Raw genomic sequence first — 23,286 nt, forward strand, 5'->3', positions numbered from 1 at the left:
TCATGACTTCAGTTACCTCTCCAGAACCCACGGGGCCGCTGCTGGTCCGGGTCCGCGCGGTGATGCCCGCGCTGGCTCCGGCCGAGCAGCGGGTGGCGAACGCGGTCCTCGCGGACCCGGGCGGAGTGGCGGCGATGACGATCTCCGAACTGGCCGAGGTGGCGTCCACCTCGGAGACCACGGTCATCCGGTTCTGCAAGCAGATCGGCGTCCCCGGCTATCCGCAGCTCCGCCTGCAACTGGCGGCTCAGTCGGCAACGGAGAACATCCGGCCCGAGGTCGGCGGTGACATCGAGCCGGGTGACTCGCTGGCCGACGTCGTCGGCAAGGTCGCCTTCGCGGACGAGAAGGCCGTCCGGGAGACCGCGCAGCAGCTGGATGTCGAGGCCCTGAGCAAGGTGGTCGCGGCGGTCGCCAAGGCGCCCCGGGTCGACCTGTACGGGACCGGCGCCAGCGCGTTCGTGGCGCTCGACCTGCAGCAGAAGCTGCACCGGATCCGCCGGGTCGCGTTCGCCTGGTCGGACGTGCACGTCGCGCTGACCAGTGCCGCGCTGCTCGGCGAGGGCGATGTGGCGATCGGCATCTCGCACACCGGGACCACGGTCGAGGTCGTCGAGGCGCTCGAGGAGGCCGCCAAGCACGGCGCCACCACCGTCGCGGTGACGAACTTTCCCCGGTCGCCACTGGCCCGGACCGCAGATCTTGTGCTCACCACCGCCGCGCGGGAGACGACTTATCGTTCCGGCGCGATGTCCAGCCGGATTGCGCAATTAATGGTGATCGATTGCCTGTTCATCGGCGTCGCTCAATCGGTTCTGCCGGACGCCCGGAAGGCCCTGGAAGAAACCGCCACCGCGGTCCGCGGGCACCGGTTGAAGAGTTCTGTCAATGATCAACAGAATTGAAAATTCTTCAGTAGAAAACTAACATCGTAGTTGTGATCACACCCACGGAGCAGCGCAACCCCAGGACGCTCGCGATCGATGCGGTGGGCACCACCGAGATTCTTCGGATGGTCAACGCGGAGGACGCTCGGGTCGCGGGTGCGGTGGCCGCTGTGATCCCCGAGCTGGCGCGAGCGGTGGATGCCGCCGTCGAGGCCGTCCGCAACGGCGGGCGGGTGCACTACTTCGGCGCCGGCACCTCCGGGCGGCTGGCCGTCCTGGACGCGGCCGAGTTGCTGCCGACCTTCCACGCTCCCGACGACCTGGTGGTCGCTCACCACGCCGGTGGCATGGAGGCGCTGCTGCGCGCGGTCGAGAACGTCGAGGACTCCGAGGAGGGTGGCGCCGCCGACGCGGCCACCGTCACCGGCCGCGACGTCGTGATCGGACTCGCCGCCTCCGGCAGTACGCCGTACGTCGCGGGCGCGTTGCGCGCTGCCCGGGCGGTCGGCGCGACCACGGCCCTGGTCACCTCCAACCCGTCGGCGCCGTTGGCTCCGCTGGCCGACATCGTGATCGCCGCCGACACCGGCCCCGAGGTGATCGCGGGCTCCACCCGGCTGAAGGCCGGCACGGCGCAGAAGCTGATCCTGAACAGCTTCTCCACCACGCTGATGATCAAGCTCGGCCGCACCTGGTCGAACCTGATGGTCGACATGGTCGCCACCAACCAGAAGCTCCGCGGCCGGATGCTGCGCATCCTGGGGGAGGCCACCGGCGCCGACCCCGAGGCCTGCGCCACCGCTCTGGCCGAGGCCGACGGTGAGCTCAAACCGGCTCTCGTGCACCTTCTGACGGGCTCTCCGGTCCCGGAGGCCCGCCGGGCCCTGTCCCAGGCCAACGGGCGCGTAGCCGTGGCTCTAGGGCTGCTCAGCGCCTCTGCGTAAAACTGTTCGCCGCGGACCGGGCTGATCCCTACAGTCGGTTGGGTGATCACTGAGCGCATCGACCCACGCGACCCGGCTGCTTTCGGCGAATGGCATGCGGTGATGGCCGCTGCCACCGGGGAGGGCCGCGAGTACCCCGCGATCTGGTCGCTGGCGGAGATGCGGGTCGCGCTGACCCGGGACTCGCCGTATGCGGCGTCGGAAATCTGGATCGTCCGGACCGACGACGGGCAGCCTGCCGGCTTCCTCCACCTCCACCTTCCGTTGCTCGACAACACGAGCCTCGTCTCGGCCGACCTCGGGGTGCTGGCCGAGCATCGCCGGCAGGGCTACGGGTCTGCCCTGGCCAAGCTGGTCGAGGAGCGGATGGCCCACCACGGCCGCGAGATCGTGCAGGCCATGGTGCACAACCCGCTCGACGGCGCCGCTCCGGGCCGCCCCTTCGCGCTGGCCCACGGGATGAAGGTGGGCATCGTCGACATGCACCGGGTGCTCCAGGTGCCGGTCGACAACGCGTACCTGGAGAGCCTGGCCGCCGAGGTCGCCGATCACCATCGCGACTACCAGCTGGTCACCTGGCGGGATCGTTGCCCCGATCACCTGGTCGACGCGTACGCCGTACTGGAGGGCACGTTCCTCAGCGAGGCGCCGATGGGGGACCTGGAGATGGAGAACGAGGTCTACGACGCGGCCCGGATTCGGTTCCGGGAGGATCAGGCGCTGGCTCAGGGCCGGCAGTCCTGGGTCACTGTGGCGATCGCGCCGGACGGCGCCCTGGTCGGGCAGACCGAGCTGTTCATCCCCAGCCACGACCCGGCTAACGCGTACCAGTCGGGCACTCTGGTCGCTGCAGCGCACCGCGGGCACCGGCTCGGGCTCGCGCTGAAGGCCCGCAATCAGCTCGAACTGCAGCGCACCGAGACCGGCCGCCGGGTGCTGCACACCTGGAACGCCGAGCAGAACACCGCGATGAACGCGGTCAACGAGCGGCTCGGGTTCCGGCCGGTGGAGCTGACCGAGGAGTGGCAGCGCCGAATCTGAAAAAAATTCTGGCCCCGGGATAGTGGAATAGTCCGATAAACGATGGCTTGAATCGGGCGCGGGGAACCCTTCGGCGCCGTGTTTGTGAACGTAAAAGCTAACCGAACACTGCTGATCCACCGGTTTGTGGGCATCCCGGGTGTTTGATTTCGATGCGATGCAAAACGGAGCAGCATGGCTGATTCGGACCGGAAAGAAAAGCGATCCGGGCCACGTCGCGAAGGGTAGCTAGCTCATCACTTTCGGTCCATAGCGGGACCGCGTAATCGTGTCGTATCGTCACGTCATCGCCAGGCCTTGGTGGGGGTGCTGGTGCTCTGAATCCTTTGTGTTCAAGGCGAACTTCGGAGCTCGGATGACCATGGACGGTACTGTCGTGGTGCCCGGAACCACTATGGGTGCCCAGTGGGTCGATGACGTGTTGCTGGCCGGTGCGGCCAGTGACGTGTGTTTCAGACTCCCTACTCCAATTGATCGCGGAATGCTGCGCCGGCTGGTCCGGGACAGGCAGTCCGAATTGGCTGAATCGGGTTTGCGCCCAGGTGGCGCTGCCGCATTGCGTTTACCGCCGTCAATGGCGTTCATTACGCATTTGCTGGCGATTTGGCGCAGCGGTGGTCAGGCGATCCTGCTGGATCACCGGCTGACCGACTACGAGGTCCGGCGGGCGATCGAGCGACTCGTTCCCCAGGTCGTGGTGTCGCCGGACGGGCCGGTGCCGGCCGGGTTGCGGACGTTCGTGGAGATCGACACCGACGTGGCCAGCTACTCGGGTCACCCGGCCAACACGGCGCACGCCGTGGTCCAGCTGAGCTCGGGCTCGACCGGACCGTCGAAGGTGATCGGGCGGACCGCCGAGGACCTGATCGAAGAGGTGCTGCGGTACACCCAGATCGACGGGGTGCCGACCCGCGGCGAGCGGATCATCCTGCTGCCGTCGATGGTGCACGTGCTCGGTCTGGTCGGCGGGTTGATGTACGGCCTGCACGCCGGGGTCGAGCTGGTCCCGCCGGCGCGGTTGACCGGCGACGCCATCGTCCAGGCGATCGCGAGCGAGACCAGCCCGGCGACCGTGCTCGGGGTGCCGTTCCACATCGGCCTGCTCGCCTCGGTGCAGGAGCCGCCGCGGCTGCCGCAGTTCAAGCGGATGACGACCGGTGGCGAGCTGGTGCCGGCGGCGATCGCGGAGGCGTTCGTCGCGAAGTTCGGCGCGTCGCTGGGCAACATGTACGGGATGACCGAGGTCGGGGTGATCGGCACCGACCTGTACGGCGCCCACCGCCCGTCGATCCGGCCGGCGCCGGGGATCGAGGTGCGAGCCGTCGACGGCGAGCTGCACATCCGGCGGCCGGAGTCGCCGTACCTGGGGTTGTCGGACCCGAGTCGCTGGTCCGACGGCTGGCTGCACACCAAGGACGCCGGCGTCATCGACCCGGAGACCGGCCTGGTGTCGATCAAGGGCCGGCTGGACTCCCAGGTGTCGGTCGGCGGGCTGAAGGTCGACCTGACCGAGGTCGAGTACACGATCGGCACGCTCCGCGGCGTCGAGGCGGCAGTGGTCGTCCACGACGGCGCGATCACGGCGTACGTGCAGCTGAACGAGCAGCGCGACGTGGCGCGGATCGAGTCCGACCTGGCGCAGCTGCTGGCGTCCTACAAGCGGCCGCGCTCGGTGCGGGTGCTGGATCAGTTGCCCCGGACAACCACCGGGAAGCTCGTCCGCGACACCACCGTCCTGCGCAAGGCCGCCCCGTGATGCTCGACAACTTCGATGGATGTGGTGCTGGTGGGCACGGCGACGGCGAGTACTCCGTCGGTTCGCAGCGCCGGCCACTGCACGGTCAAGGTCGGCTCCGATTCGATCGTGCCGCCCTCGAGCGGCATCAGGCGGCGGAGGCCGGAGTTCCGCAGGCCTTTGCCCAACGCTTTTCCGACAGCTTCCTTGGCGGTCCACAGGCGCAGAAAAGCCTGCAGACCGTCGGGTTGACCGGCCATCCAGGCCAGCTCGACCGGATCGAACCAGCGCCGGGCCACCACGGCCACTTCGCGGGCGTGCTGGTTCTCGACGTCGACCCCGACCGGGCCCTGCCGCCCGGCCGCGACGGCGACCAGGTCCGGGGTATGGCTGACGCTCACCCAGAGCGGCGGCAGCAGTGGGCGACCGAGGTCGTCGTGGTGCAGGACCGGCCGGGCGCCGAGCAGGGATTCGGCCAGGTCGAGCAGGAGCTCGTGGGCAGCGCGCCGCTGATCGCGGTCGGACGGTGCCAGCCAGACGTGCACGGGGGCCAGATCGGTTCCCGGACGCAGATTCACAGAAAGAAGGTATCCCGATGAGGGAAGAGGTTCGCGAGTTCGTCCTCGCGCAGTTGCAGGACATGAACTACGACGTCGAGGGCATCGACGACGAGACCACCCTCGGCCCGGCCGGGGTCGACCTGGAGTCGCTCGCGCTGGCGGACCTGTCGGTGCGGGTCGAGGACAAGTTCGGCGTCCGGTTCTCCGACGACGAGTCCGAGGAGCTGGCCCTGATGACCGTCGGCGAGTTCACCACCGCGGTGGCCGGCCGGGTAGCGACGCAGGTCTGATGAGCAGCCTCCCCCCGCCCGGGAGAGCCGAAATCGTCGACTGGCTGGCAGCGCTGGGCGATCGCCAGCCCGGCGACGTCCGGGAACGGATCGACTCGATGGAACTGGCCTGGCTGGTCCATCAGGTCGAGCAGCGCTACGAGCTGGAACTCGACGACGACCAGCTGGACCGGATCAAGACCATCGACGACGCCGTCGCGGTGCTCGCGGAAGCGCTCAAGAGTCATGTCTGAGCCCAGCCAGGTCTCCGTCACGGGCTTCTCGGTGCTGAGCGCGCTCGGCCGGGGCGCCGAGGCGCAACTGGCCGCGGCGCTGCCCGGCGCGGCCGCGTTCGGCGAGGTCCGGCGGTTCGACACCTCGAACCGCCGGGTGACCCGCGCGGCCACCGCGCCGGACGCCCGCTCGCTGGAGGAGGAACTGCTCGACGCGGTCATCGACGCCTGCGCCGACGCCGGTCTGACTCCGGCGCAGCGGGCGACGACGCCGCTGTTCCTCGCGGTGCACGGACGCGCCGGCGTCCGCGGCCTGGCCACCAGAGCGGCGAAGATCTACACCAGCGCCTGCGTCTCGGCCAGTACCGCGGTCGCCGACGCGGCCGCGCTGATCCGCAACGGCTACGCGGAACGGATCGTGGTGGCAGCCGGGTACCTGGTCGAGTCCGACCAGTTCGCCCTGTTCGACGCGGGCCGGGCGCTGTCCGACGACAGCACGGTCCGGCCGTTCAGCCTGGACCGCAGAGGACTGCTGCTCGGCGACGCCGTCGTCGCGGTCGTTCTGCAGAGCGGCGAAGGACTGGCCGAGATCGCCGGCTGGGGACGAGCGGGCGACGCCTATCACCCGTGTCAGCCGGCCCCGGACGGGCAAGGGCTGGCCGCGGCGATCGAGGCTGCGCTGCGCAAGGCGGAGCTGCCCACCGATGTCGTCGGCTACATCAACGCCAACGCCACCGGTACTGCGTTCAGCGACGCCTCGGAGGCAGCCGCGATTCGCACGGTCTTCCCGACCGACGTGCCGGTCAGTTCGACGAAGTCGGTCCACGGTCACACGCTGGAAGCCTCCGGCCTGCTCGAGTTGCTGATGACCGTGCTCGCGTTGCGGGCCGGCAAGCTGCCCGTCAACGCCGGTTTCACCAGTCCCGATCCGAGTTGCCCGCTGGATCTGATCCTGGACGCGCCCCGACCCGCGACAGCGCAGTACGGGCTGACGCTGAACGCGGCCTTCGGCGGCGCGAACACGGCCTTGCTGGTGCGTGCTGGATGAGCCAACTGGTCGAGATTCCGGAAGTCCATGTGATCGCGGACGGTCACTGGCCGCAGTTGGGTGACGACGCGCTGGCAGGCCCGCCGGCGCTGCCCGGCTTCATCGGGTCGTCGTTCAGCCCGTTGGTCGCCGTGGTCGCGGATCGTTGCCTGCAGTCCCTGTACGGCGAGGTCGCCGCGAAACAAGGCGAGAAGGTCGGCATCGTGCTGGTCAGCCGGACCGGTGACCGGGTCGCCGCCGAGCAGGTCCGGCAGATAGTTGCTGACGGCAAGCGAGTTGGGCCGCTGCACTTCTTCCAGTCGGTGCCGAACAGCGTGGCCGGTTACGTCGCGGCCCGGTGGGGTCTGCACGGGCCGGTCGTCTGTCTCAATCCGCCGGGGCACGCGCCCAGCACCGCCCGGCAGGCCGGTTTCGACCAGGCCGCGCTGCTGATCGCCGACGGCGACGCGGACCAGGTGCTGGTCGTGCTGGTGGAACAGGCAAGTCAGGGCGACACCGCCGTCGCCCTCTTGGTGAGTGGGGGAGATCTGTTGTGAAGAGTCTGAGAGCCCGGCTGGCGGCCGATCCGGCCATCGGGGCGGGCAACGTGCTGGCGACCGTGATCGCTCACGGCGCCGATCTGAACGGGCCGGGGTTGACCTTCGACACCGCTGTCGACGACTACCCGGCCGAACATCCACTCACTCTCGGGGAGCTCGACGACCGGGTCCAGGCGCGCACGTCGTGGTTGCGCGACCAGGGCATCGGTCGGCGCGACGTGGTGGCGATCTGGGCCACCGACGCCGCCGACATCGTGCTGAGCTTCCTGGCGCTGACCCGGGTCGGGGCGATCCCCGCCTTGCTGAACGGCAAGATGGCGCCGGCGATCGCCGAGGAGTACATCCGCCGGCTGCGGGTGACCGGCGTGCTGGCCGACGCCGCGCATCGCGAACTGTTGCAGGAAGCACCGATTCTGGGCGAGCCCAAGGAGCTCGGCACGGGCGATCCGGCGAAGGCGCCGGCGCAGTACCGGCACCACCAGGACGACCCGATCGTGATCACCCACACCTCCGGCACGACCGGGGTGCCCAAGGCGGTGCTGCACACCCACAAGACCCTGTACGCCGCGCTGAAGCACCTGCTCACCATGCCGCAGTCGCAGGGCACCGACAGGATCCTCAACGCGCTGCCGATCCCGCACACCGCGACGATCCTGATGGTCAACCAGGTGCTCGGCAACCGGGCCGAGATGCTGCTGCTGTCCAGCCAGGACGCGTCCGTCGTACTGGCGCAGATCGAGCGCTGGAAACCGCACGGTGTCTACGGATTCGCGGTCACCTGGGCCGGGCTGGCCCGTGAGGACCTGGCCGCGCACGAGATGGACTCGGTCCGGATGTGGTTCAACACCGGCGACTGCGCGCACGAGCCGCACATCCGCAAGCTGGTGGCCGTCGGCACCCGCGAGACGGTCGGCCGGGGCGGCCGGACGACGATCCGTGGTTCGCACTTCGTCGACGGTCTCGGCTCCAGCGAGATGGGGCACAACGGCTTCCACATCACCCACACGATCGACTCCGACCACTACGGCCGCTGTATCGGCAAGCCGTACCAGTTCGCCGAGGCGACCGTGCTGGACGCGAACGGCGAGGAGCTGCCGGTCGGCAAGGTCGGCCTGCTCGGGTTCCGCTCGCCGACCGTCTCCCCGGGGTACTGGAACGACTCGGTCAACACCTACAAGTTCCGGCTGAACGGCTGGTTCCTGACCGGTGACCTGGTCTACCGCGACGACACCGGCCACTTCTTCCACCTGGACCGGGTGCCCGACGCGGTGGCCGGCTTCGACGGACCGCAGCTCTACACCTCGATGTCCGAGGAGCGCATCTTGGCGGCGCTGCCCGAGGTGCAGGACTGCACGGTGATCATCGTCGCGGAGGACGGACGGTTCGTCACCGACGTGATGCTCGAACTCGCGGCCGACGCGGACCCGACGGCGGACCGCGACGCTCAGGTCCGCGAAGCGGTAGGTGAAGAGGTCGCCGCGACCATTCGCAATATCAGCGTGGTGGCCGAGGACGAGGTTCCGGTGACGGTGACCGGCAAGGTCCGCAAGGTCGCCCTCCGGCAGGACCGCTTGTCCGGGGTTCCGTCATGACCGGCGTGACGATCACCGGCATGGGGCTGATGACGCCCGTGGGCCGGGGGGTCGAGCAGGTCTTCGGGAGTCTGCTGAAGGGGAAGTCCGGGATCAGCCGGCCGCCGGCCGGACATCCGGTGGCGAACTCCGTCGAGCTGGCCGGCTTCCTGCCGGAGTTCGACCCGGGAGCAATCGCGAGCGGCCCCGACGGCAAGGTGATGGACCGGACCGTGATCCTGGCCCAGCTCACCGCCGAGGAGGCCCTCGCCGATGCCGGGATCGTCGTCGGCGAGAACGTCCAAGAGGACCGGATCGGCGTCATCATCGGCGGTGTCGGCGGGATGGCGACGCTGGAGAACCAGGTGCTGGCCAGGGCCGAGCGTGGCCGGGCCGCGGTCAGCCCCTACCTGCTGACCGGCATCCTCCCGAACATGCCGGCCGCCCGGGTGGCGATCCGGTTCGGGATCCGCGGCTACACCTCGTCGGTCGGTACGGCGTGCGCGTCCGGCGCGCAGGCGATCGCGGACGCGGTACGGCTGATCCGTGGTGGTGAGGCGGATGTGGTGATCTGCGGCGCGAGCGAGGCGCCGTTGTTCCCGACCTTCGCCGAGACCTTCGCCAACGCGCGAGCGCTCGCCAGAGGCTGGGACGACCCGACCGACGCGAGCCGCCCGTTCGACCTGCGCAGGAACGGTTTCGTGCTCTCCGAAGGCGCCGCGCTGCTGGTCCTGGAGAACACCGAGCACGCGAACCAGCGCGGAGCCACCGGGTACGCCGACCTCGCCGGGTACGGCGTCAACGCGGACGCCCACCACCCGACGGCGCCGCGTCCCGACGGCACCGGAGCCGCCGCCTGCATGCGCCAAGCATTTGCCTCAGGCAAGGTTTCGCCGGAGCAGGTCGGCTACGTCAACGCGCACGGCACCAGCACCAAGCTCGGCGACGTCGCCGAGTCGGTCGCGATCGGCCTGGCGTTCAACGGGTCCAGCCCGGCGGTGAGCTCCACCAAGGCGCTCACCGGTCACATGCTCGGGACCTCGGGGGTGGTCGAGGCGGCCGCCACGGCCCTGGCGATCAACACCGGGTTGCTGCCGCCGACCTACAACCTCGAGGACCCCGATCCGGCCTGCCCGCTGGATCACATCCGCAACGAGCCGCGCGAGGCGCGTGCGCAGTACGGGTTGTCGAACTCCTTCGGGTTCGGCGGCCAGAACGTCAGCCTGCTGTTCGGACCTCCGAGCACAGAGATCAAAAGTGAGGGGAAGGTCTGGTGATGGAGATCTACGGGATCGACCACGTGGAGATGTACGTGGGCGACGCCAAGCAGGCGGCGTTCTATCTGACGCACGCGTTCGGCTTGCAGGTGCACGGTCAGGGCGGCCCGGAGACCGGGTTGACCGACCAGCGCTCGCTGCTGCTGCGGGAGAGCGCCGTACAGATCGTGTTGACCTCGGGGCTGGCCGCCGACCACCCCGCCGCCGAGTACGTCCAGCGGCACGGTGACGGGGTCGCCGTGGTGGGCATCGAGGTGGACAACGCCTCGGTCGCCTACACCGAGCTGCTCGGCCGCGGCGCCGAGTCGGTGCGCGAGCCGGTGACGTACTCCGACGAGCACGAGACCACGGTGGTGATCGCGGAGGTGGCCGGCTTCGGCGACGTGATCCACCGGCTGGTCGAGCGGCACGGACCGCGGCGGGAGTTCCTGCCCGGCGCGTACACCATCACCGAGCCGTCGAAGGGCCCGGACGAGAAGCTGTTCAGCGAGATCGACCACCTGGCGATCTGCGTGCCGTCGGGCGAGCTGAAGTCGACCGTCGAGTTCTACGAGAACGTCTTCGGCTTCCTGCCGATCTTCGACGAGTACATCGAGGTGGCCGGTCAGGGGATGGAGTCGACGGTCGTCCAGAGCCCGTCGAAGCACGTCACCTTCACGCTGATCGAGCCCGACCCGAACCGCCGGCCGGGGCAGATCAACGACTTCCTCACCTGGCACGCCGGGGCCGGGGTGCAGCACGTCGCGCTGCGGACCAGCGACATCGTCGAGGCGGTCGGCACCCTGAAGGAGCGCGGGGTCAACTTCCTCGCCTCGCCGTCGGCGTACTACAAGGCGCTGCCGGACCGGGTCGGCGAGGTGGAGACGCCGATCGCCGACCTGGAGGAGCTCGGCATCCTGGTCGACAAGGACCACTGGGGCCAGCTGCTGCAGATCTTCACCGAGTCGATGCACGTCCGCCGGACGCTGTTCCTGGAGATCATCGAGCGGCGCGGCGCGATGACGTTCGGCAGCGGCAACATCAAGGCGCTGTACGAGGCGAAGGAGCGCGAGCTGCAGGGGGTCGAGGTATGAGCGGCCTCGAGTTCACCTTGTCGGCCGAAGAGATCGAGTTGCTGCCTTCGGACGAGGACGTGGCGTTCTACCAAGAGCACGGCTGGTACCTGTCCAAGAAGCTGCTCACCGACGACGAGACCGACGAGCTGGTCAACGCCAGTGAGCGGTACTACGCCGGCGAACGCGACCGGAACCTGCCGGCCGCGCCGGCCAAGCTGGCCTACTGGGACCCGTCCAAGGGCGACGTCCAGCGGCACAACGACTACGTGCACTACGAGCACGACGGGCTGGCCAAGATCCTCGGCAAGCCGCTGATCGGGGCCGTCGCGGCCCGGCTGGCGCAGGTCGAGGAGATCCGGATCTTCCAGTCCACCCTGATCTACAAGCCGCCGATCGAGGGCGAGCCGTCGAACATCGTGCCCTGGCACTTCGACAAGCACTACTGGTCGTCCTCGTCGTCGGACCGGATGCTGACCGCGTTCATCCCGTTCCACGACTGCCCGCCCGAGATGGGCACCATCACGATGGTCGACGGCAGTCACCGGTGGAAGGAGATCGGCGCCAACGACACCGTGGTGCGGCACTTCGCCGAGCGGGACAAGTCCGAGCTGGACGAGATGCTGGCCGAGAACGCCGCCTTCAACGGCGTCGAGGTGGTCAAGCTGCCGATCACGATTCCCCGCGGCCACATGAACTTCCACCACTGCCGGACCTACCACGGCAGCGGCGCGAACGTCAGCGACCGCCCGCGCCGGGCGATCTCGCTGCACCTTCAGGACGGCGGCAACTCCTACCGGGAGTTCCCGCTCTCCGACGGCACCCTCGCGGCGTACAACCACGACGCCCTGGTCCGCCGGACCCCGGACGGCAGGCCTGACTACGCCGACCCGGACTTCTGCCCCACTCTCTGGGCCGACCGCTAACACAAGGAGAAGGAACATGTCACGTTACGACTGGGGTCAGACCCACCCGGGCATCGAGCAGCTGGAGAAGGCCGTCAGCGAGGCCCGCGACAAGGTCGTCCAGCACCCGCTCTACGCCAACCTGGACACGCACGAGTCGCTGGTCACCTTCATGGAGCACCACGTCTTCGCGGTCTGGGACTTCATGTCCCTGCTGAAGTCCCTGCAGCGCGAGCTCACCTGTGTCACGGTCCCGTGGATCCCGACCGAGCACCGCAACAGCCGCCGGCTGATCAACGACATCGTGATGGTCGAGGAGAGCGACGAGCTGGGCGGCGACGACGGCAAGCCGGCCTTCATCAGCCACTTCGAGCTGTACGTCGACGGCATGCACGAGGCCGGCGCCGACACCGCCGCGATCGACAAGCTGATCGACCTGCTCCGCGACGGCGGCCAGGTGGTCGAGTCGCTCACCGCGGGCGGCGTCCCGCAGGTCTCGATCGACTTCGCCGGCACCACCTGGGGCATCATCGAGAACGCCCCGGTGCACTGCCAGGCAGCGGCCTTCGCCTTCGGCCGCGAGGACCTGATCCCGGACATGTTCACCCAGGTGGTCGCGGTGAACGAGCGCTCCAAGAAGCTGAACACGTTCGTGGACTACCTGGAGCGGCACATCGAGGTGGACGGCGAGTTCCACACCCCGATGGCGATGCAGATGGTCGCGGACCTGTGCGGCGACGACCAGCAGAAGTGGGACGAGTGCGCGGACACCATCAACACCGCGCTCGCCGCCCGCGCCCGGCTGTGGGACGGCATCCTTGCCGCGATCAAGGGCTGAGGACTGACAGATGACCTCCATCGATCTCTACCGGACCGTGCGGCTGATCCGCCGCTTCGAGGAGCGCGCGATCGAGTTCGTCCGGTCCGGCGAGATCGTCGGGGGGATTCACCCGTACGTCGGCCAGGAGGCGATCGCGGCCGGAGTCTGCGCCGCCCTGCGGCCGGACGACCTGATCACCAGCACGCACCGGGGACACGGGCACGTGCTGGCCAAGGGGGTGAACCCGGCCCGGATGTTCGCCGAACTGATGGGCCGGGAGTCGGGCCTGAACAAGGGCCGCGGCGGCTCGATGCACGCGGCCGACTTCGGGCTCGGCATCCTGGGCGCCAACGCCATCGTCGGGGCGGCCGGCTCGATCGCCACCGGCGCGGCCTGGGCGCACCGCAAGCAGGGCAAGTCGACCGTCGCGGCCACCTTCTTCGGTGACGGCGCGGTCAACGAGGGAATGTTGCTGGAGGCCTTCAACCTGGCCGCGCTCTGGCGTGTTCCGGTGGTGTTCGTCTGCGAGAACAACGGCTACGCCACCACCATGCCGGTCGACTCGGCGGTGGCCGGCAGTATCACCGGCCGGGCCAAGGCGTTCGGCATCCCGGCCTTCACCATCGACGGCCAGGATCCAGAAAAGGTGCTGGCGGCAACGACCGCCGCGGTCGACCGGGCCCGGGCCGGCAAGGGCCCGACCTTCCTGGAGTGCACGACGTACCGGTTCGACGCGCACCACACCTTCGAGCACCGGACCCGGCTCACCTATCGCTCGACCGAGGAACTGTCCGCCGGGTGGTCGCGGGACCCGGTGGAGATCCAGGGCGCGCGGCTGGCCGCGGAGGATCGGGCCGCCGTCGACGCCGAGGTCGAGGCACTGCTCGACGCGGCGGCCGGGATCGCGCTGGGCAGCGCCCATCCCGACCCGGCCGCCGCGCTCGAGTACCTCTACAACTCGCCGGAGGTGTTCAGCTGATGCCCAAGCTCTCGTATCTGAAGGCGATGAACCGGGCGCTCGGCGACGAGCTCGAGGCCGACGACCGGGTGTTCCTGCTCGGCGAGGATATCCGGGTCGCGGCCTCGAACCTGACCGCCGGGCTGTTCGGCCGGTTCGGTCCGGACCGGGTGCTCGACACCCCGTTGTCGGAGCAGGCCTTCACCAACTTCGCCACCGGCGCGGCGATGGCCGGGCTGCGGCCGGTGATCGAGTTCCAGATCCCGTCGCTGCTCTTCCTGGTCTTCGAGCAGATCGCCAACCAGGCGCACAAGATGTCGTTGATGTCCGGCGGCCAGTGCAAGGTCCCGGTGACGTACGTCGTCCCGGGATCGGGCTCGCGGACCGGATGGGCCGGGCAGCACTCCGACCACCCTTACAGCCTGTTCGCGCACGTCGGGGTGAAGACGGTGGTGCCGTCGAACCCGGCGGACGCCTACGGATTGTTGCTCTCGGCCATCAGGGACGACGACCCGGTGGTGGTGTTCGCGCCGGCCGGCGCGCTCGGCTTCCGGGAGGATGTCGACTTCTCGACCCTGGCGCCGGTGCCGCTCGGCGTCGGCCGGATCGCGCGGGCCGGCTCCGATCTCACAGTCGTTGCCCTGGGCCACCTTGTCCAGGACGCGCTGGCGGTGGCCGACGAGCTGGCCGGTGAGGCGTCGATCGAGGTGTTCGACCCGCGCACGGTCTATCCGCTGGACGTCGAGGGGCTGGCCGCGTCGGTGGCGCGGACCGGGCGGCTGGTGGTGATCGACGACTCGAACCGGACCAGCGGGTTCGCTGCCGAGGTACTGGCGGTGGCGGCCGAGCGGTTCGAGCTGGTCGCGCCGCCGCGCCGGGTGACCCGGCCCGATGGAGCTGTGCTGCCGTTCGCGCTGGCGCTCGACCGGGCGGTCCAGCCGGGACGCGATGACCTGGTCGCGGCGATCCGCGGCGTACTGGAGGGGGAGAAGAAGTGACCACCCGACCATCCGCGGCCGACCTCTGGCCGGTGCTGCCGGACGAGGTCCGGCAGAAGTTCCTCGACTACGGCCACAAGCACTGGGCGCAGGTCTACGAGGACGTGGCGTTGCACAGCCAGCACTGGCTGCCGCTCCGTACGCCGATCGGGACCTATGCCGGGGTCGACGAGATGAACCGGATCACCCAGCGGGTCTCGCAGTTGGTGCTCGACGCCTGTCGCCGCAGGGCCCGTACCGCGGGGGAGCTGCGCGCGGTCCTGCAGGTCCCGGACGACCGGATCCAGTTGCTGGACGACAGTGAGCCGCTGACCGGGCGGCTGATCAACGCGATCCGCTCCGACCTGCTGATCGAACGCGGGGTACCGCGGATGGTCGAGTGCAACGTGGAGAGCGCGCTGGGCGGAGTGCTGGACGCCGACGGCGTGATCAGGCGGTGGGCGGAGGTCTACCGCGACGAGCCGTTGTTCGCCGCGATGGGTGCCACCGCGCCGCCGTCGCCGGTCGACGCACGGTTCGACGCGATCCGCGCCGACGTCGGGCCGGGCAAGGTGACCGGGATGATCTACACCTCCGGTGGCGGCTACCCGGGGGCGCACGACGCGGAGTACATGATCAACCGGCTGCGGCCGTTCGCCGATCGGGGCCGCGAGCTGGGCGTCGACCTGGTCGTCTATCCACTCGAGTGGCTGAAGCAGGACGAGGCCGGCCGGCTGACGGCGGGGGACCGGACGCTCGACGCGGTCTGGCGGATGTTCGTCCCCACCGTCGATGCCGACCTCGACGGGATGGCCGCGCTGCGGGCGGCGGACGCGGCCGGAACCGTCCGGATGTATCTGCCGACGGCTGTCTGGCTGCTGAGCAACAAGACGATCTTCGCCTGGCTGTGGGACGACCTCGACCGGCTGCCGGCCGAGGACGCGGAGATCGTCCGCGCCAACATCCCGCGGACCTGGGTCTACGAACCGGGGCTGCGGCAGCGGGTGATCGACGACCGCGAGCGGCTGGTGTTCAAGCCGACCGACGACTACGGCGGCCACGGTGTCTTCATCGGCCCGCTGACCTCGCCGGAGGACTGGATCGCGGCGATCGACGGCGCCACCGGACCGCACATCGTCCAGGAGCTGATCGACGCGGAACCGCTGACGATGCAGTTCTTCCAGCCGGACAGCGGCGACGTGGTCGAGGCCGACGTCTCGTACTGCGTCTCGACGTACCTGTTCGACCGGATTCCGGCGGGTGTCTTCACCCGCTTCTCGCCACCCGGCGCGGGGGGCGTGGTGAACCTGACCCAAGGCGCGCTGACCGGCGGCCTGCTGCAAGTGAACGTGGGGGAGAACCGATGAGCTTCGACTGGCAGAACACCTCGTTCGACTACTGGAACGAGTTGCCGCAGGCAAGCAAGGAGAAGGTGCTGGCAGCCGGCTCGGAGGACTGGAAGGACGTCTTCAGCGGCGTCCTGACCTTCAACAAGTCCTGGCGGCCGCTGCGGCCGGTGATGATCCACCAGACCACGTACGACGAACTGGCCCAGGTGATGGACCGGCTGCTGGGGCTGCTGCTGGCCACCGGGCAGCGGCGGGCGAAGACGGCCGGCGAACTGCGCAAGCTGCTCGGTACGCCGGAGGGCCTGATCGAGTACCTGGACGACGACGAGGTGCTCGGCGAGCAGCTGATCCAGTCCGGTCGCCCGGACATCCTGATCAGCGGCGGAGTGCCGAAGTTCGTCGAGTTCAACATCGGCAGCGAGGCCGGGTGCGTCTGGGACACCGAGCGGGTGTCGACGCGGTTCCTGTCGGTGTTCGCCGACCACGGGCTGCAGACGCTCGACGGGGTGGACGGTCCGGTGCAGGTGGTGGAACCGCCCTCGCCGGTCGACGGGCGCTACCAGGCGATCGTCGACACGCTCGGGCTCAAGCCGGGCGACCGCCTGACGACCGTACTGCGCACTGAGGGCGTGTATCCGGGCAGCGACAACCTGGAGGCGATCGTCCGGTCGCTCGACCCGTTCATCGAGCGGGGCAAGGGTTTCGGGATCGACGGGGACGTCTCGCCGCTGATCTGGCTCGAGGCCGACGAGGACGGCGAGCTGGTCACTCAGGGACGACGCGTGGACGCGGTCTTCCGGTTGTTCGTCTGCACGGACATGCCGCAGATCCCCGGTCAGGCTGCGCTCAAGGAGGCGGTTGCCTCCGGCAAGACGAAGCTCTTCACCTCGTCCGCAGGCTGGTTGCTCGCCAACAAGCTGGTCTTCACCTGGCTGTGGGACGACATCGAGTTGCTGTCCGCCGAGGACCAGGAACTGGTTCGTCAGCACGTGCCGTGGAGCCGGCGGCTGACCAGCGAGATGCTGGACGATGCCGTTGCCCAGCAGGCTTCACTGGTGCTGAAGCCTGCCGACGAGTACGGCGGCGCCGGAGTACTGGTCGGGCATGAGACCGACCCGGGTGCTTGGCGGGAAGGGCTGGAGGAGGCCGTCCGTCGAGGTGGCTTCCTGTTGCAGGACTATGTGCGGCCGGACCGGTTGTCAATGGACTTCGTCAACATCGAGACCGGTGAGCACCTGGCCGCCGAGGTGCCGTACTCCGTCGGGCCGTACACGTTCGGGCGCAAGTCGTTCGGGTGCTTCCTGCGGGTCGGGTGTCATGAGCAGGGTGAGGTGCTGAACCTCAAACGGGCCATCCACGTCACCGGGCCGTTGCTGGTCTCGACGTGACCGGGTACGACTGGGCAGGGCAGCCGGGATTTGATGCCTGGGGCAACCTGTCGGACGACGTACGGGCCGCGGTGCTGGCAGCTGGTGAGGCGGGGTGGCAGGACGTCTTCGACGAGATCGCTACCTACAACGAGACCTGGCGGCCGCTGCGGCCGGTGCTGATGAGCAAGGCGTGGCTCGAGGAGCTCTACAGCTTGAGCGACCGGATGCTGCAGTTGCTGCTGGAGTGCTGCCAGCGACGGGCTTCGACCGCTGGCGAGCTGCGAGAGCTGCTGGGGATCCCGGCCGGGCGAGTCGAGTTCCTGGACGACGACGAGCTGCTCGGGGATCACCTGGTGGTCTCCGGGCGGCCGGACATCCTGCTGACCGACGGGGTGCCGAAGTTCGTCGAGTTCAACGTAGGCAGCGATGTGGGCAGTGTCTGGGACTCCGAGAAGGTGTCGGCGCGGTTCCTCGCGCTGTTCGAGAAGTCCGGCGTCGCGTCGATCCTGCCGGTCGAGGCGCCGGTGTCGGCGGTCGATCGGCGGTACGCCGCGATCCGCGAGGCACATGGGCTGGAGCCGGGTGCCCGGCTGACGATGGTGTTCCGGACCGACGGCGAGTACCCGGAGTCGCACGACCCGGAGAAGCTGGTGGAGCTGCTGCAGCCGTTCGCCGATCGCGGCCGGGACAACGGCTTCGACATGGACGTGCAGCCGGTCGACTGGCTGACCCTGGACGAGAACGGCGAGCTGGTCGGGCGAGGGCGGCGGGTCGAGACGATCCTGCGGCTGTTCGTCTGCTCGGAGATGCCGCCGACCGTCGGGTTGCAGGCGATCAAGGATGCGCTGAAGGGCGGTGCGGCGCGGCTGTTCACCTCGGCGGCTTCGTGGCTGATCAGCAACAAGGTGGTCTTCGCTTGGCTGTGGGAGGACGCCGCTTCGCTGCCGGCGGAGGATGCCGCGCTGATCCGGACCCACCTGCCGCGGACTCGGTTGCTCACGCCCGCGCTGGTCTCGTCAGTGCTGGCTGAGCGGGAGTTGCTGGTGCTCAAGCCGGCGGACGAGTTCGGCGGCTCGGGGGTCGTGGTCGGGCGGGAGGCGTCGGACGAGGAGTGGCGTGAGCTGATCGAGCGCGGGGCGGCCGAGGGGTTGCGCCTGGTGCAGGACTACTCGAAGCCCGACCGGATGGTGATGGACTTCGTGGGGCTGGGCGGTGGCGCGCACGAGCGGGCCGAGGTGCCGTTCTCGATCGGGCCGTACACCTTCGGGCGGCGCGGGGCCGGCTGCTACGTGCGGATCGGCAGCCAGGGCGAGGGGGAGGTTCTCAACCTCAAGCGCAACGTCCACGTCACAGGGTCGTTGCTGCTCGGCGGCGCGTGATGTCAGGCGACGACGTACTCCAGCACCCGGGGGCCGGCCTTCGGGAGGTGGATGGCCGCTCGTCGGAGACCGGCGGCCGTGGCGGCGTCGTCGTACTCGGTGAGGGTGCGCTCGCGACCGTGGCCGAGGACGAGCATCAGCAGGTCCATCGTGGCGAAGACCGCCGGGACGGTGTCGGAGGCCTCCAGGACGAGCACGGAACCGTTGTGCTGCAGGGCTTTCCGGCACTTGGTGAGTGCCTCGACTGCTTGGTCGTCCTCGAAGGAGTGCAGGAGGTAGCGCAGTACGAAGACGTCGGCCTTGGGGAGCTCCAGCTCGAAGAGGTTGCCGCCGATGACGTCTGCCTCGACACCGGCGTTGGTGAAGTTGCGCTGGGCGGTCTCGATGCTGGCCGGCAGCTCGACCAGCGTGCCCTTCAGCTGCGGGTGAGCGCTGAGCAGCGCGATCAGCTGAGCGCCGGTGCCACCGCCGATGTCGACCACCTGGCTGAAGCGACTCCAGTCGAGCGCCTCCGCGAGCGCTGGGCCTTCGGTCGTGGCGCGCTCGGCCATCAGCTCGTCGTACGACGCGGCGGCGGCGGGCGAGAGGCTGGTCTTGTTCCCCGCCGCGGCCGGCCCGCCGGCGCGGATGGTGGGAAGCAGGTCGACGAACGCACGATCCATGTGACCGCCGAACCCGTCGAGGTCAAGCCACTTCCGTGGGCTGCCCGGAGCATCGTCCAGCAGCCACTTCGCACCGTCACCCAAAGCAAACCGAGCGGCACCCCCGGACCCGCCGCCTTCTTCTTCGCTCGCGGCCTCGAAGAGGCCGCGAGCGACGAGATAGCGCATCAGGCGGTGGAGGGCAGCGGCGTCAGCGCCGGACTTTTCGGCGAGGGCCTCGGCTGTGAGGGGGCCGTCGGCGAGCAGGTCAGCCAAGCGCAGGGTGGCAGCGACGCGGATGGCCATCGGCATGACGAGATCGCTCATCGCCGCCAACTCAGCGGGCCCGGGCTTCGACTGCGCGGTCATGCGGGGTCTCCTGTGGTGGGTAGCGGCTCTTTGACCGACGGCTCGGACGAGCGGCGGTACCTGAGCAGCGGGATCAGCGTGAGGGTGAGCAGCACCAGGCTGCCGATCAGGATGGTGGGGCGCAGCCCGATGCCGGCTGCGGCGACGCCGGCCAGCGCGGAGCCGATCGGGATGCCGGAGACCGCCACCGCGGCGACCACGCCGAACACCCGGGTTTGCAGCTCGACCGGGATCCGCTCGTACAGCACCGCGCCCACGATCGGGTTCACGCTCGCCATTCCGAAGCCGGCGAAGAATGTCACCAGCAGGACGACGATCAGGCTGTCGCTCAACCCGAGCACCAGAATTCTCGGCGCCCCACCGATCGCCGCTCCGATGAAAAAGGAAAGCATTTGCGGCAGCTTTGTCGCAAAGATGGTGAATACCACGTTCCCGGCCAGTGACCCGGCCGCAAAAACACCCAGGATGATGCCGAGCCGGGTCGGCGAGCCGAACACGTCCTGCACCCACAGCGGCAGCAATACCGTGCTCGCCGCCTGCTGGAAGAAATTGATCAGGAACAAGGTCGAGATCATCCCGAGCAGCAGTTTGTCGGTGCGCAGGAACGCGAACCCGCCGCGCAGCGCCTGGAAGTACGGCTCCTTGACCGGAGCGACCTCGACCTCCTCCGGCTTCGGCCGCACCAGCGCCCACACCAGCAGCGCCGCGATCGCGAACGTGCCGGCGTCCAGCCAGATCGTGTGGCGGGCCCCGAGGGTCGCCACCAGGATGCCCGCGAGCGGCGCCCCGATCAGCCCCGCGGTACGGTTCATCGCCTCATATGCGCTGGTCACACGGATCATCGGGATCCCCGACTCGGCCGTCACCGGCCGCAGCAGGACGTGTTTCACCCGGTCTCCCACACCGCGCATCCCGCCGCTGACCGCGATCAGCAGGCACAGCTGCCAGAACCCGAAACTGGGCATCGCGGCCACCAGCGCCATCGTCGCCGCCGAGCTCAGGTCGCAGGCGATCGAGGTCCGGCGCATCCCGAACCGGTCCGCGATCGGCGCCGCCAGCACGCTCGTCATCAAGTACGGAATCATCTCCGCCGCGGCGACCAGCCCCATTTTCGCCGGACTGCCGGTGCTGATCAGCACCAGCCACGGAATGGCGACCACGGAGAACCGGCTGCCGAACGCCGAGAATACGTCGGCGGTGAGCAATGCGTAAAGCCCGATTCGCCGTTGCTGAATCACATTCGCCCCCATGTTCGTCGCGTCCTCCCCCGGCAGTCAGGGTACGGCACGGATCAGGTGAAGGTAAGTGTTCCGCTGGGCAGATTCAAACAGCGGCAAGAAAGCAGACAATGCGCTTTCGGCACGCCGAAAAGTTGGGGGAAACAATGGGTGGGGACGACATTGTCAGAGCCTTGGCCGCGGGTGGGACGGCCGATCCGTACCCGCTCTACGCGCAGCTGCACCAGCTCGGGGAGGCGCTGGCGCTGACTGCTCCGGAGCTGCCGTACTCGGCGGCCGTGTTCGGCTACCGGGCGGTCGACCGGATGATGCGGGACGCCTCGTTCGAGGTTCACGACGCGCTCCGGATGGAGTCGATGACGCCGACCTGGCGCGATCACCCGGTGCTGGTGACGCTGATGAACTCGATGATGTTCAGCAACGGCGACCGGCACGGCCGGATGCGCGGGCTGTTCCGCAAGGTGTTCACGCCCCGGCGGGTGCTGACGATGGAGCCGGAGATCGTCCGGATCACCGCCGAGCTGCTGGACCGGGTCGCCGAGCTCGGGGCTGACGGGTCCGAGGTCGACTACATGGCCGAGTTCGCGTACCTGCTGCCGGCCCGGGTGGTCGGTCAGCTGCTCGGGTTGCCGGACGAGGACATCAGCTGGTTCCGCTCGCAGGTCGACCTGATCAACGACTGGCTCGACTTCCGCCGCAAGGGCCCCGAGGTGATGACGGCCGCGAACGAGGCGGCGGCCCGGATCACGGAGTACTACCTGGAGCTGATCGCCCAGCGCCGCAAGGAGCCGCAGGCCGATCTGATCAGCGACCTCACCCAGGCCGTCGACAGCGGGCTGCACGAGGTCACCGACCTGGAGCTGGTCGGCAACCTGCTGGTCCTCTTCAACGCGAGCTTCAGCACGACGATCCACCTCTTCGGCAACGCGCTGCCGCTGCTGCTCGAGCGGCCGGCGATCCGCAGTACGCCGGAGTTGATGCCCGCGTACGTCGAGGAGGTCCTGCGCTACGACACCCCGGCACACGTGTTCATCCGGGTCGCGAGCGCGGACACGGAGTTCCTCGGGGTGCAGCTCAAGGAGGGCGAGCTGATCGCGGTCCTGACCGGGGCGGCCAACCGGGATCCGCAGCGGTTCGCGGAGCCCGACCGGTTCGACCCGGCGAGGACGGACAACCAGCCGATCAGCTTCGGCGCTGGGGCGCACTACTGCCTCGGTGCCGCGTTGGCGCGGTCCGAGGCGCAGGTGGCGTTGCCGATGGTGCTCGAGCGGTTCCCGCAGCTCGCGCTCGGCAGTGAGCCGGTGCGGACCGATCAGCTGATCCTGCGTGGCTTCCGGTCGTTGCCGATCACCGTGGCCGACCGGGTGCTGGTCAAGGCCGGGGGTAGTGCTGATGCATCAGGGTGATGTCCTTCAGTTCCGCGTCCCGGGGCGTGTCCAGGATGCTGCGAATGGTGTGTGCCATCGTCTCGGGCTGCACCCACTCGTCCGGCACGTACTCCTTGCCTTCCTGGGCGTGCACCTTGGCCTGCAGCGGCGTCGCGACGCGGCTCGCGTAGATGCTGCTCACCCGGACGCCGGTGGTGAACTCCTCCAGCCGCAGCGTCTCGGCGAAGGCGCGCAGGCCGTACTTGCTCATCGCGTAGCCGATCCAGCCGGGCCACGGGTAGAGGCCGACCAGCGAGTTGACCAGTACGACGGTGCCCCTGGCTTCGCGCAGCGCGGGCAGGGCCAGGCGGGTCAGCTCGGACGGGCCGACCAGGTTGACCTCGAGGTGCTCGCGGATCAGCGCCGGGTCGCTCTCGCCGAACGGGCGGCCCTGGCAGATGCCGGCCGCGTGCACGACGCCGCCGAGCCGGTCGGGGAACTCCAGGCTGCCCGCGAGGCTGTCGGCGTCGCCGATGTCGCCGACCAGCACCTGGCTGCCGGGCAGTTCGCCGGCCAGCTTCTCCAGGCTCTCGGCGTTGCGGCCGAACAGGACCAGCGCCCGGCCGTCGGAGTACAGGGACCGGGCCAGCGTGCTGCCGATGCAGCCGGTGGCGCCGGAGATCAGGATCGCGTCGTTGTCGGCCATGGCCGGACTGTAGACGAAGTGACGGCATTTCGGCAGTGTTCGGAAATCAGG

General features: G+C 69.1%; 23 protein-coding genes. 19 read left to right on the plus strand and 4 right to left on the minus strand.

From position 1 onward, the window contains the following. The first annotated feature begins 2 nt into the window (after positions 1–2). From AB0P21_RS17385 to AB0P21_RS17400, 4 genes are all read left to right on the plus strand, one after another. Positions 3–905, plus strand: coding sequence for a MurR/RpiR family transcriptional regulator (locus AB0P21_RS17385; protein WP_363697683.1), 903 nt, complete (start codon positions 3–5; stop codon positions 903–905). A gap of 32 nt (positions 906–937) precedes the next feature. Then, a complete protein-coding gene (gene murQ, locus AB0P21_RS17390) occupies positions 938–1,831 on the plus strand; it encodes an N-acetylmuramic acid 6-phosphate etherase (protein ID WP_363697685.1) in 894 nt (297 codons plus the stop codon). 42 nt (positions 1,832–1,873) lie between these two features. Beyond that, the gene (locus AB0P21_RS17395; RefSeq protein WP_363697687.1) at positions 1,874–2,872 is read left to right on the plus strand and encodes a GNAT family N-acetyltransferase; all 999 of its coding nucleotides are present in this window, start codon (positions 1,874–1,876) and stop codon (positions 2,870–2,872) included. Between the two features lie 394 nt (positions 2,873–3,266). Next, positions 3,267–4,628 (plus strand): fatty acid--CoA ligase family protein, encoded by a 1,362-nt coding sequence (locus tag AB0P21_RS17400; RefSeq protein ID WP_363698443.1) that lies wholly within the window; start codon positions 3,267–3,269, stop codon positions 4,626–4,628. On the opposite strand, the gene AB0P21_RS17405 is transcribed toward AB0P21_RS17400, so the two are convergent. Then, entirely contained in the window at positions 4,559–5,185 is a 627-nt protein-coding gene (locus AB0P21_RS17405; RefSeq protein WP_363697689.1) for a 4'-phosphopantetheinyl transferase superfamily protein, read from the minus strand. The two genes, AB0P21_RS17400 and AB0P21_RS17405, sit on opposite strands and share 70 nt — an antisense overlap. A gap of 17 nt (positions 5,186–5,202) precedes the next feature. Between AB0P21_RS17405 and AB0P21_RS17410 the strand changes: the two genes are divergently transcribed. The 14 genes from AB0P21_RS17410 to AB0P21_RS17475 are packed head-to-tail and all read left to right on the plus strand — an operon-like array spanning position 5,203 to position 18,914. Then, the gene (locus tag AB0P21_RS17410) at positions 5,203–5,457 is read left to right on the plus strand and encodes an acyl carrier protein (RefSeq protein WP_270136227.1); all 255 of its coding nucleotides are present in this window, start codon (positions 5,203–5,205) and stop codon (positions 5,455–5,457) included. Then, a complete protein-coding gene (locus tag AB0P21_RS17415) occupies positions 5,457–5,690 on the plus strand; it encodes an acyl carrier protein (protein WP_363697691.1) in 234 nt (77 codons plus the stop codon). Before AB0P21_RS17410 ends, AB0P21_RS17415 begins: the two co-directional genes overlap by 1 nt. Beyond that, positions 5,683–6,717 (plus strand): beta-ketoacyl synthase N-terminal-like domain-containing protein, encoded by a 1,035-nt coding sequence (locus AB0P21_RS17420; RefSeq protein ID WP_363697692.1) that lies wholly within the window; start codon positions 5,683–5,685, stop codon positions 6,715–6,717. Before AB0P21_RS17415 ends, AB0P21_RS17420 begins: the two co-directional genes overlap by 8 nt. Further along, entirely contained in the window at positions 6,714–7,253 is a 540-nt protein-coding gene (locus tag AB0P21_RS17425; protein ID WP_363697693.1) for a beta-ketoacyl synthase chain length factor, read from the plus strand. The genes AB0P21_RS17420 and AB0P21_RS17425 overlap by 4 nt, the downstream gene beginning before the upstream one ends. Continuing rightward, positions 7,250–8,848, plus strand: coding sequence for a class I adenylate-forming enzyme family protein (locus AB0P21_RS17430; protein WP_363697694.1), 1,599 nt, complete (start codon positions 7,250–7,252; stop codon positions 8,846–8,848). The genes AB0P21_RS17425 and AB0P21_RS17430 overlap by 4 nt, the downstream gene beginning before the upstream one ends. Beyond that, entirely contained in the window at positions 8,845–10,104 is a 1,260-nt protein-coding gene (locus AB0P21_RS17435; RefSeq protein ID WP_363697695.1) for a beta-ketoacyl-[acyl-carrier-protein] synthase family protein, read from the plus strand. The genes AB0P21_RS17430 and AB0P21_RS17435 overlap by 4 nt, the downstream gene beginning before the upstream one ends. After that, the gene (gene hppD / locus AB0P21_RS17440) at positions 10,104–11,177 is read left to right on the plus strand and encodes a 4-hydroxyphenylpyruvate dioxygenase (RefSeq protein WP_363697697.1); all 1,074 of its coding nucleotides are present in this window, start codon (positions 10,104–10,106) and stop codon (positions 11,175–11,177) included. Before AB0P21_RS17435 ends, hppD begins: the two co-directional genes overlap by 1 nt. Continuing rightward, positions 11,174–12,082: a phytanoyl-CoA dioxygenase family protein gene (locus tag AB0P21_RS17445; RefSeq protein ID WP_363697699.1), complete on the plus strand. Its 909-nt coding sequence runs from the start codon at positions 11,174–11,176 to the stop codon at positions 12,080–12,082. Before hppD ends, AB0P21_RS17445 begins: the two co-directional genes overlap by 4 nt. Positions 12,083–12,098: 16 nt before the next feature. Then, a complete protein-coding gene (locus tag AB0P21_RS17450) occupies positions 12,099–12,899 on the plus strand; it encodes a DUF3050 domain-containing protein (protein WP_363697701.1) in 801 nt (266 codons plus the stop codon). Between the two features lie 10 nt (positions 12,900–12,909). Next, the gene (locus tag AB0P21_RS17455) at positions 12,910–13,860 is read left to right on the plus strand and encodes a thiamine pyrophosphate-dependent dehydrogenase E1 component subunit alpha (RefSeq protein WP_363697703.1); all 951 of its coding nucleotides are present in this window, start codon (positions 12,910–12,912) and stop codon (positions 13,858–13,860) included. Then, entirely contained in the window at positions 13,860–14,837 is a 978-nt protein-coding gene (locus AB0P21_RS17460) for a transketolase C-terminal domain-containing protein (RefSeq protein ID WP_363697704.1), read from the plus strand. Before AB0P21_RS17455 ends, AB0P21_RS17460 begins: the two co-directional genes overlap by 1 nt. Next, entirely contained in the window at positions 14,834–16,183 is a 1,350-nt protein-coding gene (locus tag AB0P21_RS17465) for a hypothetical protein (protein WP_363697706.1), read from the plus strand. Before AB0P21_RS17460 ends, AB0P21_RS17465 begins: the two co-directional genes overlap by 4 nt. Then, on the plus strand, positions 16,180–17,553 hold the full coding sequence (locus tag AB0P21_RS17470; protein ID WP_363697707.1) for a hypothetical protein: 1,374 nt from the start codon (positions 16,180–16,182) through the stop codon (positions 17,551–17,553). The genes AB0P21_RS17465 and AB0P21_RS17470 overlap by 4 nt, the downstream gene beginning before the upstream one ends. Further along, on the plus strand, positions 17,550–18,914 hold the full coding sequence (locus AB0P21_RS17475) for a hypothetical protein (RefSeq protein ID WP_363697708.1): 1,365 nt from the start codon (positions 17,550–17,552) through the stop codon (positions 18,912–18,914). The genes AB0P21_RS17470 and AB0P21_RS17475 overlap by 4 nt, the downstream gene beginning before the upstream one ends. A 2-nt stretch (positions 18,915–18,916) precedes the next feature. Here the strand turns inward: AB0P21_RS17475 and AB0P21_RS17480 are convergent, their stop codons facing one another. Both AB0P21_RS17480 and AB0P21_RS17485 read right to left on the minus strand, forming a co-directional pair. Beyond that, on the minus strand, positions 18,917–19,924 hold the full coding sequence (locus AB0P21_RS17480; protein ID WP_363697710.1) for a methyltransferase: 1,008 nt from the start codon (positions 19,922–19,924) through the stop codon (positions 18,917–18,919). Further along, a complete protein-coding gene (locus AB0P21_RS17485) occupies positions 19,921–21,174 on the minus strand; it encodes an MFS transporter (RefSeq protein ID WP_363697711.1) in 1,254 nt (417 codons plus the stop codon). Before AB0P21_RS17485 ends, AB0P21_RS17480 begins: the two co-directional genes overlap by 4 nt. A 134-nt stretch (positions 21,175–21,308) precedes the next feature. Here AB0P21_RS17485 and AB0P21_RS17490 point away from each other — a divergent pair, with 134 nt between their 5' ends. After that, on the plus strand, positions 21,309–22,568 hold the full coding sequence (locus AB0P21_RS17490; RefSeq protein WP_363697713.1) for a cytochrome P450: 1,260 nt from the start codon (positions 21,309–21,311) through the stop codon (positions 22,566–22,568). Here AB0P21_RS17490 and AB0P21_RS17495 read toward each other — a convergent pair. Further along, complete coding sequence (locus tag AB0P21_RS17495) at positions 22,534–23,235, minus strand: SDR family NAD(P)-dependent oxidoreductase (protein WP_363697715.1); 702 nt, start codon at positions 23,233–23,235, stop codon at positions 22,534–22,536. The genes AB0P21_RS17490 and AB0P21_RS17495 overlap by 35 nt on opposite strands. Positions 23,236–23,286: the final 51 nt, after the last annotated feature.

It is taken from the genome of Kribbella sp. NPDC056861 (assembly GCF_040687575.1).
GTDB lineage: Bacteria > Actinomycetota > Actinomycetes > Propionibacteriales > Kribbellaceae > Kribbella.